Origin of the sequence: Sagittula sp. P11, assembly GCF_002814095.1 — a bacterium.
Taxonomy (GTDB): domain Bacteria; phylum Pseudomonadota; class Alphaproteobacteria; order Rhodobacterales; family Rhodobacteraceae; genus Sagittula.
In genome coordinates, this window is sequence record NZ_CP021913.1 from 4405059 (window position 1) to 4417700 (window position 12642).

Genomic DNA, 12642 nt, shown 5'->3' on the forward strand with positions numbered 1-12642 from the left:
CGATGGCCAAGGCGTTCCTTTCGCAGAACTGGTATCGTGTCGCCAACCTGAAACCGCGCCTGCGCCGCCATGCGCGCCTGCACCGGACCCGGTATCGCGGGCAATTGTGGTACGTCCTGCAGGACCGCACCTCCGGGCGGTTCCACCGGTTCTCGCCGTCGGGCTACCGGGTGATCTCCATGCTGGACGGCACGCGGACGGTGCAGGAGGTCTGGGACACGACCTGCGACCAGCTCGACGACGAGACGCTGACCCAGGACGAGGTGATCCGACTGCTCGGTCAGTTGCACGCGGCCGACGTGCTGCTCGGGGACATCCCGCCGGACATCGAGGAACTCTCCGACCGTGGCGAGCGCCAGCGCAGCAAGAAGCTCATCATGAGCTTCATGAATCCGCTGGCGGTGCGCCTGCCGGTGCTGGACCCGGACGACCTGATTTCGGCCACCATGCCGCTGGTCCGGCCGCTCATCTCGTGGTTCGGCGCCCTGATCTGGTTGGCCGTGGTGGGCTACGGCGGCTTCCTTGCGCTGTCTCACTGGGACGAACTGACCGAGAACGTCATCGACCGCGTGCTGACGGCGGAGAATCTCGGCCTGCTGGCGCTGTGCTACATCGGCGTGAAGGCCGTGCACGAGCTGGGCCATGCCTACGTGGTGAAGCGATGGGGCGGCGACGTCCACGAGATCGGCCTGATGTTCCTCGTGTTCATGCCCGTGCCTTACGTCGATGCCTCGGACTCGATGCGCTTCCAGTCGAAATGGCAACGCGCGTTGGTGGGCGCTGCGGGCATCCTGGTTGAGGCTTTCCTTGCCGCGATCGCGATGATCGTCTGGCTGAACGCCGAGGACGGGCTGGTGCGCGCCTTTGCCTTCAACGTGATGCTGATCGGCGGCGTCTCGACGCTGCTGTTCAACGGCAACCCCCTGCTGAAGTTCGACGGCTACTACGTGTTCTCCGACCTGCTCGAGATCCCCAACCTTGCCAACCGCTCGAAGGAGCACATCGGCTACCTGGTCAAGCGCTACGCCTTCGGCATGAAGGAGCAGGAGGGACCGGCGACCGCCCCCGGAGAGGCCTTCTGGTTCACCACCTACGCGCTGGCGGCGTTCGCCTATCGTGTCTTCATCACCTTTGTCATCGTGCTGTTCATCAGCACGCATTTCTTCTTCATCGGCATCATCATGGCGATCTGGTCGGTGACGCTGATGTTCGGCTGGCCGCTGATGAAACAGGCGTGGTACCTGCTGGCAAGCCCGGCACTGCGCCACCACAGGGGCCGGGCGTTTGCCGTGACAGGCGGCACGCTTGCGGCCATTGCCGCGGTTCTCTTTGCCGTGCCCCTGCCGCACGCCACGGTGGCCGAGGGCGTGGTCTGGGTTTCGGGCGAACACATCGTCCACAGCGAGGCCGACGGCATCGTGACCGAGCTTGCCGCAGTACCGGGAACCCAAGTGGACACGGGCCAGGCGCTGGCGACGATCGACAATCCGCTGATGGCCGCGCGCGTCACCATGCTGGAGGACTACATCGTCGAACTGCGCCGCCGCCTTGCCGCACAAGACTTCGTCGACCGCTCCGCCGCGCGGGTGCTGCAGGAAGAACTGCGCGCCGCCGAAGCCGACCGGGACCTCACGCTGGAGCGCAGCCGGAGCCTCGTGATCCGCGCCGCCTCGCCCGGCGAACTGGTGGTTCCGGCCGGTATGGACCTGATCGGGCGCTACCTTCAGAAAGGCGATGTCGTGGGCTATGTCACCGATTTCCGGGACCCGCTGGTGCGGGTCATCGTGCCCGAGGACCGGAGCGATCTTGTCCGCAGCGAGACCTACGGCGTGAAACTGCGATTCGCATCCACGCCCGACCGGATCCTGCCCGCCCGGATCGAACGGGAAATCCCCGCGCTGTCCGCCTCTCTGCCTTCGATGGCGCTGGCCACCGAGGGTGGCGGTCGCATCGCCCTCGACCCCGGCGCCAGCGGTCCTTCGGGCCAGCGGCAGACCTTGTCCAACCTTCTGCATCTGGACGTCCGCCTGCCCCCGGGCACAACATATCGCAGCCTTGGCGAGCGGGTCTATGTGAGGTTCGAACACGGGCAGGAACCGGTCGCCGCTCAACTTTACCGGGTACTTCGACAGATCTTCCTGCGCAATTTTGACCTTTGATCACAATACCTGAGCTATCGGACGTTTCACAAAACTGTTGTGCGATTCTCAGCAGTTGGTAACGTCAAGGTTGTTCCGTACCCGTTCTATTTTTCAAACTTGTTTTCTGGAGGATCCCATGACCCAATTGTTGTTCTACGAGAATGCCGTCCCTGTCAGTTCTGCACGGCACAAGAAGATGTCGGTGCGCACCGGCGCCGATTACAAGTTTGCCGAAAAGGTCAACTCTGTCCCCCTGACCGCCATCGAGTTCGGCCAGGCGGCCATCGAATACCCCATCGTCTTCACCGGCAATGCCGACACCGTCATGCCCTGCGCCATCCTCGGCGCGACCGCGACCAAAAACCTGTTCGTGAAGCCGGACGGGTCCTGGGGCGGCAAGTACGTGCCCGCCTTCGTGCGCCGCTATCCCTTCGTCTTCGCGCAGGACGCAGGCGGCAAGCAGCTGATCCTCCACATCGACGAGAGCTTCGAAGGCTGCAACGAGAAGGACAGGGGCGAGCGGCTGTTCGACAGCGACGGCAACCAGACGCAATACCTGAAAAGCGTGCTGACCTTCCTGCAGGACTACCAGCAGCGCTTCAACCGCACGCAGCTGTTCTGCAAGCGGCTGATGGAACTGGACCTGCTGCGTCCGATGGAGGCGCAGTTCAGCCTGCCGTCCGGAGAGCGCCAGTCGCTGTCCGGCTTCCAGACCGTCGACCGCGAAAAGCTGAAGGCCGTCTCGAACGAGGACCTCGGAAAGATGATGCGCACCGACGAACTGGAGTGCATCTACCTGCACCTCGGATCGCTGCGCCACTTCGGGTCGCTGGCGGAACGCTTCTCGCTGGACGGCGACATGGGGGAGGAGCCCCAGATCATAACGACCGAGACCGTAGAGGAGCCGACGGACGAGAATGCTTGATACCGGCCCTGTGGCCGCGGAAAAATCTGGCGTCGCCCCCGCGGGCGACGCTTTCCTCGCGCCTGCGCTGACGCTGTACCCCGAACGGGAAGAACCGCGCCACCACTGGCTCGACCCCGCCGAGAACGTCGCACGCTACCTCTACGGGCGCCTCATGGTGCCGGTCCTGCGTCTGCGCCTGCGCGTGTTGCTCCTGCGGACGGTCTGGCGGGCGCGGGGCATCGCGGCGCTGGATGACGCCGGCCTTGACGCGCGCATCGAACGGGTGCGCCGGAAAGCCCGCACCGATGGCCTGACCGACGCCAATCTGGTCGAGGCATTCGCACTGATCCGCGAAACCTCCCGCCGTATCCTCGGGCTTTATCACCACAAGGTGCAGCTCCTGGGGGCACTCGCCATGGCGCGCGGGGCGGTCGCCGAGATGGAGACAGGCGAGGGCAAGACCCTGACCGCGACGCTGACCGTGGGCGCCGCGGGGCTTGCCGGCATCCCCGTTCACGTGGTCACGGTCAACGACTACTTGGCCGAGCGGGATGCCGCGACGATGCAACCGCTGTTCGACCGCCTCGGGCTAAGCGTCGGCGTGCTGAAACACGGGATACCGCCGCCGGAACGCCGGCGCATCTACCGGCGCGACATCGTCTATGCGTCGAACAAGGAGATCACCTTCGACTATCTCCGTGACCGGGTGAAGCTGGGCGGCCCCCCGCAGAACGCCGCCCTGAAGCTGCGTCAGTTCCTCGACCCGATGGGGCAGGGCGAACTGCCGGTCATGCGGGGCCTGCATTTCGCCATCGTCGACGAGGCCGACAGCGTCCTGATCGACGAGGCCCGCACGCCGCTGATCCTGTCGCGCGAAACCGACGCGGAGTCCGAACGCATCTGGGCGGAAACCGCTTGGATGCTGGCGCGTCAGATGTTCGAGGGGCGTCACTACAAGCTGCACCGCCGGGAGCGCCGCATCGAACTGACGGACCGCGGCAAGGCGCGGCTGGAGACGCTCGGCCTGCAACGCGGCGGCATCTGGGCGAACCGGATCCGGCGAGAGCAGGCGGTCACGCAGGCGCTGACAGCCCGGTATCTCTTTACCAGGGGCGACCAGTACATCGTGTCGGACGGCAAGGTGGTGATCGTCGATGAGTACACCGGCCGCATCATGGAGGAACGCTCCTGGAACGACGGCATGCACCAGCTGGTCGAGGCCAAGGAAGGGGTGGAGATCACGCCGCGAAAGGACGTCCTGGCCCGTATCACCTACCAGCGCTTCTTCCGCCGTTACCGGCATCTGGCGGGCATGACCGGCACCGCGCGCGAGGTGGCGTCGGAACTGTCCACCGTCTACAGGCTGAACGTGGTTTCCATCCCGACCAACGCGCGGTCGAAGCGGCGCTTTCAACGCATGCAGCTTTTCCCGACAGCCGCCGCCCGCTGGCGTGCCGTGGCGGAGCGGGCGCTTGCCCTCTCGCGCGCAGGGCGCCCGGTTCTGATCGGCACACGCTCTGTCGAGGCGTCGGAACAGGCCTCGGAACACCTGCACGAGCTCGGCGTCGAGCACGATCTTCTGAACGCCCGCAACGAAGCCGAAGAGGCCGGGATTATTGCCCGGGCCGGTGAGGCGGGGCGGGTCACGGTGGCCACCAACATGGCCGGGCGCGGCGTCGACATCGCGCTGGGTGAAGGTGTGGCCGAACGCGGCGGCCTGCATGTCATCCTGACCGAGCGGCACGATTCCAAGCGCATCGACCGCCAGTTGGTCGGGCGCACCGCAAGGCGCGGCGAACCGGGTTCGAGCCAGCCCATGTTGTCGCTGCAGGACGGTATCCTCGAACACACCTCTGCCGGCAAGGGCTGGCTGGCGACCGTAGCCCGCATGCCCGGCGGCATCGGCCGCCTTGCGGCCCGCATCCTCTTCCGCCGCGCACAGAAACGCGCCGAACGAAACCACGCACGTGCCCGACGCATCCTACTGGATCAGGATCGCCGGCTGGGGACGATGCTTGCCTTCAGTGGAAAACCGGAATGACACGTATGTTGCCCGTCCCCAGCGTCCTCAAGACCTGCTTCGCCTTGATGCTCGCCGCGCCCGCGACAGCCGAGACCTTCGACTGCGTGATCACCCCTGCGGTCACCATCGACGTCGGCTCGCCCGTGTCGGGGCTGCTGGACAAGGTCCTGGTGGATCAGGGCGACACGGTGGAAAGCGGCCAGGTCATCGCCCGCCTGCATTCGGAGGTCGAGGCCAAGGCCGTCGAACTCCTGCAGCTTCAGGCCCGCAGCACCGCCGGGATCGAGGCGCAGGAAAGCCGCCTGGCACTTGCGCAGAAGCAGCTGGACCGGGCACGCGACCTGATGGAACGGCGGGTCGGCACGCTCGAACGGCTCGAAGCGGCAGAGGCCGAGGTGGAGGTCATCACCCGCGAACGTGCCATGGCGCAGCTCCAGCACGAGGTGACGGGGCTCGAACTGGAACGCGCACAGGCGCAACTGGAACAGCGCGTGATCCGCAGCCCGCTGGACGGCATCGTGGTGGCCCGTCACTTGTTCGACGGCGAATTCCTCGGGACCGAGAACAGCGTGGTGTCTCTGGCTCAGGTCGATCCGCTGCACGTCGAGGCGTTCCTGCCGGTCACCGCCCACCCGATGCTGAGCCCCGGCATGACGCTGACCGTCACCCCCGAAGCGCCGTTGTCAGGCACGTTTTCGGCGCAGGTGGACGTGATAGACCGGGTCTTCGACGCGGCCTCCGGCACGTTCGGCATCCGGCTGACCCTGCCGAACCCGGGCAACGCGATCCCGGCGGGCCATCGCTGCGAGGTCGAAGTGCCATTGCCGGGCCAGTGACATCGGGTTTCATGAGCGATCCGTCTCTGGGAAGGGACGGTTTGACCAGCCGCGGCGACAAGCGCGACTTTGGATAATCCGAACCAGAGAAGATGAAATCCGTAATTTTCCCGAACCGGGTTCATGCTTAAGGTGACGGGACGCACCGGGCCGGATGACACGCCCGGCATCGGGACAAGGGGACACCGCATGACCGTTGAAACCGTCGACACGCTGGTCATCGGCGCAGGACAGGCCGGAGTTGCCATGAGCGAACACCTGTCGCGTCACGGTATCGGCCATGTCGTGCTCGAAAAGGACCGGATCGCCGAACGCTGGCGGACGGGCCGCTGGGACTCGCTCGTCGCGAACGGTCCGGCGTGGCACGACCGGTTTCCCGGCCTGACCTTCGACGAGGGCGGAGAGGCATTCGTCCACAAGGACAGCGTGGCCGATTATTTCGAACGCTACGCCGCCCGCATCGATGCGCCGATCCGCTGCGGAGTCGAGGTTCGTCGTGTCTCGCGTCTGAAGGGCCGACCGGGCTTCCGGGTCGAGACGTCGGCAGGTGAGTTCCGGGCGCAGTCTGTCGTCAGCGCCACGGGGCCGTTCCAAGTTCCGGTGATCCCGGCGGTCATCCCGCCCGAGACGCCCGTGCACCAGATCCACTCCGCCGACTACCGCAACCCCGACGATCTGCCGCAAGGCGCCGTCCTTGTCGTGGGCGCCGGATCGTCGGGCGTGCAGATCGCCGACGAGCTGAACAGGGCAGGGCGCAAGGTCTACCTCTCGGTCGGACCGCACGACCGGCCGCCACGCCGGTACCGCGGCCGCGACTTCGTCTGGTGGCTGGGCGTGCTTGGCAAGTGGGACATGGCCGCGCCCGCGCCCGGCACCGCGCATGTGACGATTGCCGTCAGCGGCGCGCGGGGCGGCGAGACGGTGGATTTCCGCAGGCTGGCGCATGAGGGGCTGACCCTCGTGGGGCGGACGGAACGCTGCGAGAACGGCATCCTTTACTTCGCGCCCGACCTGGCGACGAACGTCGCGCGCGGCGATGCCAACCTGCTCTCGCTGCTCGACGAGGCAGATGCCTACGTGGCGGCAAACGGGCTCGACCTGCCGGAAGAGCCCGAGGCCCGCATCTTCCCCGATGACCCGGACTGCATGACCCATCCGCTGGCTGAGCTCGACCTGGCACAAGCGGGGATCGGCACGGTGATCTGGGCGACGGGTTATGCGCTCGATTATGGCTGGCTGGACGTGGATGTGCTGGACGAGACCGGCAAGCCCCGCCACCAGCGCGGCGTTTCCCCGGTGCGGGGGCTGTACTTTGTCGGGCTGCCGTGGCTGTCCCGGCGCGGATCGAGCTTTATCTGGGGCGTCTGGCACGACGCGGCGCATGTGGCCGACCAGATCGGGATACAGAAGACATACGAAACCTATGACGCGCAGGCCGGTGGCCTTGGCGCGGCGGCAGAATGAGAAGGACCCGCAAGGTGGCCCATACCCGCATACGCAAGTTCAACACGCGCGACACCTACCCCGAGCAGTCGCTGGACAACGACCTCTGTCAGGCCGTTGTCACACGGGGCGGCCGGACGGTCTGGCTGCGCGGTCAGTGTCCGCAGGACCTCGACACGGCAAGGAACATCGACAGCCACGATCCGGTCGAGCAGACCCACAAGGTCATGCAGAACATCCGCCAGCTGATCGAGGAGGCGGGCGGCGAGATGGCGCACCTCGTTAAGGTGGTCGTCTACATCACCGACGTGCGGCACCGCGAAGCCGTCTATCGTACGATGGGCGAATACCTGAAGGGGGTACATCCGGTGTCCACCGGCCTCGTGGTGCAGGCGCTTGCCCGGCCCGAGTGGCTGGTCGAGATCGACGGCACCGCAGTCATTCCCGACGAGCACGAGGGGTGAGGTCATGACGTTTTCCCTGGTGGCGCGCTGCGCCGAGACCGGCATGTTCGGCGTCGTGATCTCTTCGTCCTCGCCGGCCGTGGCGGCGCGATGTTCCTACGCCCGGGCGGGCGTGGGCGCCGTGGCATCGCAGAACATCACCGACCCGACCCTCGGCCCGCTGGCGCTGGAGCTTATGGCGTCGGGTGAAAGCGCGGCCCAGGCCATCGAAGCCCTGCGCCGCGACGGGTCGTTCATGGACTACCGGCAGGTTCTGGCGGTGGATGCCAGCGGCGGGACCGCGATCCATTCGGGCGCAAAGGCGCTCGGGATCTGGACGGAGGTGCAGGGGCTGGACGCGGCCTCAGGCGGCAACCTTCTTGCAAACGAAGGCGTGCCGCAGGCGATGGTGGATGCCTACGCCGTCGCAACGGGTCACATCGGCGACCGGCTGATCGCGGCCCTTCGCGCCGGTCTGGCTGCGGGCGGAGAGGCCGGCCCAGTGCATTCCGCCGGGCTGAAGATCGTCGACAAGGTGTCCTGGCCGGTGGCCGACCTGCGCTGCGACTGGACCGAGGATTGCCCGATCGAGGCCGTCGCCACCGCCTGGGAGGTCTACAAGCCGCAACTCGACGCCTACGTGCAAAGGGCGCTCGACCCGCGCGAGGCCCCGTCCTACGGGGTTCCCGGCGACCAGTAACGGTTGCCATTGCCGAGCAGGGGGACGCGGGAAGGCTACCCTGTAGTCGACGCCGGGCGTTCCTTGCAGAAGGCGGCCGCGGCACGCTCCAGAAACCGGCGGCATTCGGCAAGTTGCTCTGCCTCGATGAACTCGTCGGGCTGGTGGCCCTGAGCCATGTCGCCTGGGCCGCACACGACCACAGGCACGTCAAGACGTTCCGCGAAAAGCCCGCCTTCCGTGCCGAAACTCAGCCAGCAGGGACGCGCGGTCTCCGGCAGGCAGCCGGTCATCCTCTGGACCGCCGGAGCCGCGGCATCGGTGGTCAGGCCGGGATAGGAAAGCAATTCCTTCACAGTCAACCTGCATCCGTCGGGAAGCGCATCGTCCAGTTCCTGCGCCATGGTGCGGATGCGGGCGTCGAGGGCCGCGGCGTCCTCCGACGCGGGAAAGCGGGTCTCGAACAGCATGGTCGCCTCCGATGGCACCACGTTCACGGCAGTGCCGCCTGACAGGACCCCGACATGCACACTCGAATACGGGACGGAGTAGCCGTCCTCGCGGACGCCGTCCCGCGCAAGATCCTCCTGCATCCGGCGCAGACCGGCCATCAGGTCGCCCAGGGCGTGCAGCGCGTTCACCGCTAGCGGCGCCTCGGCACTGTGACGCGCGATCCCGCGCGACCGGGCACGGTAGGCCGTCTTCCCCTTGTGCCCGAGGCCGATGTTCATCGAGGTCGGCTCTCCGACCAGCACCAGATCCGGGTGGATGCCGCGTTCGGCGATGGCGGCCAGCATGGGACGCACCCCGACGCAACCGACCTCCTCGTCGTAAGAGAGCGCGATCCACAAGGGCTTTGCCAGGTCCTGCACAATCTCCGGTGTTTCGATCAGGTCCATGACGCAAGCCACAAAGCCCTTCATGTCTGTGGTGCCGCGCCCATGCAGCCGTTCGCCCCGCCAGGTCAGTTCGAAAGGCGGCACCGTCCAGTCCTGGCCCTCCACCGGGACCACGTCGAGGTGCGCAGACAGCATCAGACCGCCCGGCATATCGGGTCCGAAGCGGGCGAGCAGGGCGGCCTTGTTGCCCGTCTCATCGGGAAACGTCTCGACCACGGCCCCGGCGGCCGAGAGCGCATCCACAAGCCCGTGCACCAGGTCAAGGTTGCCTGCGCTGCTGATCGTCGGATGGGAGACGAGATGTTCCAGCCAATCTATCGCTCTCAAAACCGCGCCTCCGCTATCCTGCCCCTGAGTTGCAGGGCGACCATGAACCACCTGAACCCGGCAGAGCCTTCCCGGTCGACCCTGTGGCCCATGCGCGAAGCTGTAGCGCAGGCCACGATCAAACGCAAAACGCCTGCGGAGCTCGCGTCGTATGCAGAAGCAGGGCATGGGCGCCCGTCAAACCGGTCCAAAGCCGCCGGTCTGGTGACCGACCGAGGTGTCAACTTGGCGCGGAGAGTGGCGCCTCCATCCCGGGGACGTTTCCATCGGAGATCAGCGTTCGGCAGTGGTCACAGAAGGTCGAGACAAGCCGCGTCGGCTGTCGGCGTGCAACCCTCAGTAGCCCGATCTGCATCGGTTGAGGGTTTCCTTCGATCCGCAGGAGCGACACATCCCGCCCGTCCATCGCCCGGGTCGACCGCGGACGGACATTGGCGATCGCATAGCCGAAATCGTTGGCGGCCATGGTCCGGATGACGTCGGAATGGGGAATGCGCGCAGCGATGCGCGGCGCAAGCCCCTCCCGCGCGAAGAGCCCGAGGAAATAGTCACGCGACAAGGGCAGGTCGAGGAGGATGAGCCCGTACCGGGACAGTTCCTCCAGCGTGATTGCCGTCCGTGCCGCCAGCGGATGGCTCTGTGCCACGATGGCGTAGGGAGGCAGTTCCGCCAGAGGTTCGAAATCGAATTCGTCCGGAACCATCAGATCGTAGCCGAGCGCCACGTCCAGTTCGGCGCTTGCCAGCCTGTTCAGCAGGGCTTCCTGGTCGGCCACCTCCGGCAAGACCCGCGCACCGGGATAACGTGCCGCGAAACTCTGGGACACCTCCGGCAGGATCATCGGCGCAAGCGTGACGAGACACCCGAGCGCCAGTGTGCCGCGCACCGTCTCGCTGGCCTCCGACGCCGTCTGATACAGCCGGTTCGCTTGATCCAGAAGCAGCTTCGCCTCCGCCAGCAACTGCCGCCCGACGGGTGTCAGAGACAGACCCTGCGCGTGACGGCGCAGGAAAAGCTGGGCACCCAGTTCGCTTTCCAAATGGGAGATGGCGGTGGAGATCGACGGCTGCGAGATGTTGATCCGTTCCGACGCCAGCTTGATCGAACCGGATTCGGCGGCCGCGATGAAATACTCGATCTGGCGAAAGGTGAACCTCATGGCGCCTCCGGTGGCGGAACCGCACGTCGCGAGGCGCGGTCTTGACGCACGACTGATAGGGCCATGCGTTGGGAGTTGTCACCCGGAAACCCGACCTTCGGTGGAAGTCAGCTTGCGCCAGCTATGTGTGTGCGTTCGTTCTTCGGCACCGACGTGCTGATGGGCGGCCAGGGACCGTATCATAGAGAAACAGAACGCCTGTCAGTGAGTTTTGGCCTGTACTGGAACGCGTGCAAACTGAAGGCTCACCCATGCGGCAGGGTTTCCCAGACCGGGCTGCCGGCTGCACAGAGCAAAGTCTCGCAGCCCGAGGTGTTAGCCTACATCTTGAAGATTTTGGCTCCGGCGGTAGGGATCGAACCTACGACCAATTGATTAACAGTCAAGCGACGATATTTATTCGGTTGGTGCATGGTGCTGCGGTTAGTCAGCAAAAACAAGTGTTTGCACCTATTTTGCAACGATAATCAATCGGTTGACAGTGCGCCAGAATGCGTCTTAGTGACAATGCGCGTTGCAAAACGTTGCAAAAACGGAGCGAGACAGATGACCACCGCAATCGACTTCACCAAACCCGCGCGCCTGCTGAAAACGCCTCCGGGCATGTACCGCCACGACGGCGACCGCTTTCCGGGCCTCTACCTGAACGTCGGCAAGACCAAGAGCACTTGGTACATCAAGCGCAAGGTCGATGGGAAAACGAAGTCGATCAAGATCGGCGGGTTCCCGGCGATGGACGCCCTGACGGCGTTCAAGCAGGGCGACACCAAAACCGGGGTTGCCGGGAGCGACATTCAGACGGTGCGCGATGGTTGGCGCTTCTGGTGCGACACGTCGCAGGCGCAGGGCGGCATGTCCGACGCGCACCGCGAACGCATGACGCGCCAGCTTGAGATGCACGCGAAGGAGATCATGGACAGCAACGTCGCGGACGTGACCTCGGCAAACGTGCAGGCGGTCCTCAACCGCCTGATGGCCGAGGGCAAGAAGGCGACGGCGCGCGCCGTGCGGATCGGGATCGGCAACGCCTTCAACTTCGCCCCTGTGGTAAACCCGGTCGGCCAGAAGAAGACGCGCGTCGCCAAGAGCGACGAGACAGAGGCGCAATGGACGGCGGTCGCGCGGGCGCACGACCTCGATGCGGACGACTGGTCGGTGATCTGGGAGGCGATCATGGCGCGGCGGGAGCAGAACATCATTGTCGGCACGGCGGTTGCGGTCATGTTCCTGACGGGCATCCGCTCCGAGAATGTCTGCTCGCTGTCGTGGGATCAGGTCGATCTACAGAACAAGACGATCCACCTGACCAAGATGAAAAACAAGCTCGCGCGCACGCTGCCCGTCATGGACACGGTGATCGAATTGCTCAAGGTGATCCGTCAGTCTGGCAGCGAGTGGGTGTTCCCGGCGTCGTCGGCTACGGGATACATCACTGACCCCAAGGGTACTTTCGCGACGGTGGGCGACGAGCGCGTCCGGGTTTTCCTGCCTCACGACGGGCGTCGTCATTTCATGCAGGCGTCAGCCGAGGCCTTCCTGCCCGATTATGTCGCCCACTTCCTGCGCGGCGACAAGAAGGCAGGCGAGGGCAGCGATATGCTGATGAAATACCTCAAGCGCATGGGCAATCGCCGCGCTGTCGAGGATATTGAGAAGGTGTATTTCGAGCGGATTAAGGTAGCACCTTCTTTCGAAATTGAATCTTAACCATTAATGCACTACGTTGCAGGTGCGCCGAAAGCCGCGTCGTGAGACGCCGCGCACTGTGATGGTGGGGCGTGACTA

The 12642-nt window shown here is 65.4% G+C and carries 11 protein-coding genes; 9 read left to right on the plus strand and 2 right to left on the minus strand.

From position 1 onward, the window contains the following. Positions 1-2 precede the first annotated feature (2 nt). The 7 genes from CDO87_RS21025 (at position 3) to CDO87_RS21055 (ending at position 8493) form a co-directional block, all read left to right on the plus strand. Positions 3-2159 carry a PqqD family peptide modification chaperone gene (locus CDO87_RS21025; RefSeq protein ID WP_100930591.1) on the plus strand — a complete coding sequence of 719 codons (2157 nt, stop codon included), beginning with the start codon at positions 3-5 and terminating at the stop codon, positions 2157-2159. A gap of 118 nt (positions 2160-2277) precedes the next feature. Continuing rightward, positions 2278-3066: a SapC family protein gene (locus CDO87_RS21030; protein ID WP_100930592.1), complete on the plus strand. Its 789-nt coding sequence runs from the start codon at positions 2278-2280 to the stop codon at positions 3064-3066. Beyond that, entirely contained in the window at positions 3059-5089 is a 2031-nt protein-coding gene (locus CDO87_RS21035) for a hypothetical protein (protein WP_100930593.1), read from the plus strand. The genes CDO87_RS21030 and CDO87_RS21035 overlap by 8 nt, the downstream gene beginning before the upstream one ends. Next, entirely contained in the window at positions 5086-5907 is an 822-nt protein-coding gene (locus tag CDO87_RS21040) for an efflux RND transporter periplasmic adaptor subunit (protein WP_100930594.1), read from the plus strand. The genes CDO87_RS21035 and CDO87_RS21040 overlap by 4 nt, the downstream gene beginning before the upstream one ends. Positions 5908-6096: 189 nt before the next feature. Then, positions 6097-7371 (plus strand): NAD(P)/FAD-dependent oxidoreductase, encoded by a 1275-nt coding sequence (locus CDO87_RS21045; protein WP_100930595.1) that lies wholly within the window; start codon positions 6097-6099, stop codon positions 7369-7371. 14 nt (positions 7372-7385) lie between these two features. Beyond that, positions 7386-7814: a RidA family protein gene (locus tag CDO87_RS21050; protein WP_100930596.1), complete on the plus strand. Its 429-nt coding sequence runs from the start codon at positions 7386-7388 to the stop codon at positions 7812-7814. 4 nt (positions 7815-7818) lie between these two features. Next, positions 7819-8493 carry a DUF1028 domain-containing protein gene (locus CDO87_RS21055; protein WP_100930597.1) on the plus strand — a complete coding sequence of 225 codons (675 nt, stop codon included), beginning with the start codon at positions 7819-7821 and terminating at the stop codon, positions 8491-8493. Between the two features lie 35 nt (positions 8494-8528). Here the strand turns inward: CDO87_RS21055 and CDO87_RS21060 are convergent, their stop codons facing one another. After that, a complete protein-coding gene (locus tag CDO87_RS21060; RefSeq protein WP_100930598.1) occupies positions 8529-9698 on the minus strand; it encodes an acetylornithine deacetylase in 1170 nt (389 codons plus the stop codon). A 220-nt stretch (positions 9699-9918) separates the two neighbouring features. Next, entirely contained in the window at positions 9919-10857 is a 939-nt protein-coding gene (locus tag CDO87_RS21065; protein ID WP_100930599.1) for a LysR family transcriptional regulator, read from the minus strand. Positions 10858-10920: 63 nt separating this feature from the next. Between CDO87_RS21065 and CDO87_RS26885 the strand changes: the two genes are divergently transcribed. Then, on the plus strand, positions 10921-11232 hold the full coding sequence (locus CDO87_RS26885) for a hypothetical protein (RefSeq protein WP_157815068.1): 312 nt from the start codon (positions 10921-10923) through the stop codon (positions 11230-11232). A gap of 171 nt (positions 11233-11403) precedes the next feature. Then, positions 11404-12564 (plus strand): tyrosine-type recombinase/integrase, encoded by a 1161-nt coding sequence (locus tag CDO87_RS21070; protein WP_157815069.1) that lies wholly within the window; start codon positions 11404-11406, stop codon positions 12562-12564. Positions 12565-12642 lie beyond the last annotated feature (78 nt).

Excerpts from the sequence above, each read along its gene's own strand:
- CDO87_RS26885 (WP_157815068.1), top strand. The coding sequence starts at position 10,921 with ATGCGTTGGGAGTTGTCACCCGGAAACCCGACCTTCGGTGGAAGTCAG.
- CDO87_RS21030 (WP_100930592.1), top strand. The coding sequence starts at position 2,278 with ATGACCCAATTGTTGTTCTACGAGAATGCCGTCCCTGTCAGTTCTGCA.
- CDO87_RS21025 (WP_100930591.1), top strand. The coding sequence starts at position 3 with ATGGCCAAGGCGTTCCTTTCGCAGAACTGGTATCGTGTCGCCAACCTG.
- CDO87_RS21065 (WP_100930599.1), bottom strand. The coding sequence starts at position 10,857 with ATGAGGTTCACCTTTCGCCAGATCGAGTATTTCATCGCGGCCGCCGAA.
- CDO87_RS21035 (WP_100930593.1), top strand. The coding sequence starts at position 3,059 with ATGCTTGATACCGGCCCTGTGGCCGCGGAAAAATCTGGCGTCGCCCCC.
- CDO87_RS21040 (WP_100930594.1), top strand. The coding sequence starts at position 5,086 with ATGACACGTATGTTGCCCGTCCCCAGCGTCCTCAAGACCTGCTTCGCC.
- CDO87_RS21045 (WP_100930595.1), top strand. The coding sequence starts at position 6,097 with ATGACCGTTGAAACCGTCGACACGCTGGTCATCGGCGCAGGACAGGCC.
- CDO87_RS21055 (WP_100930597.1), top strand. The coding sequence starts at position 7,819 with ATGACGTTTTCCCTGGTGGCGCGCTGCGCCGAGACCGGCATGTTCGGC.
- CDO87_RS21070 (WP_157815069.1), top strand. The coding sequence starts at position 11,404 with ATGACCACCGCAATCGACTTCACCAAACCCGCGCGCCTGCTGAAAACG.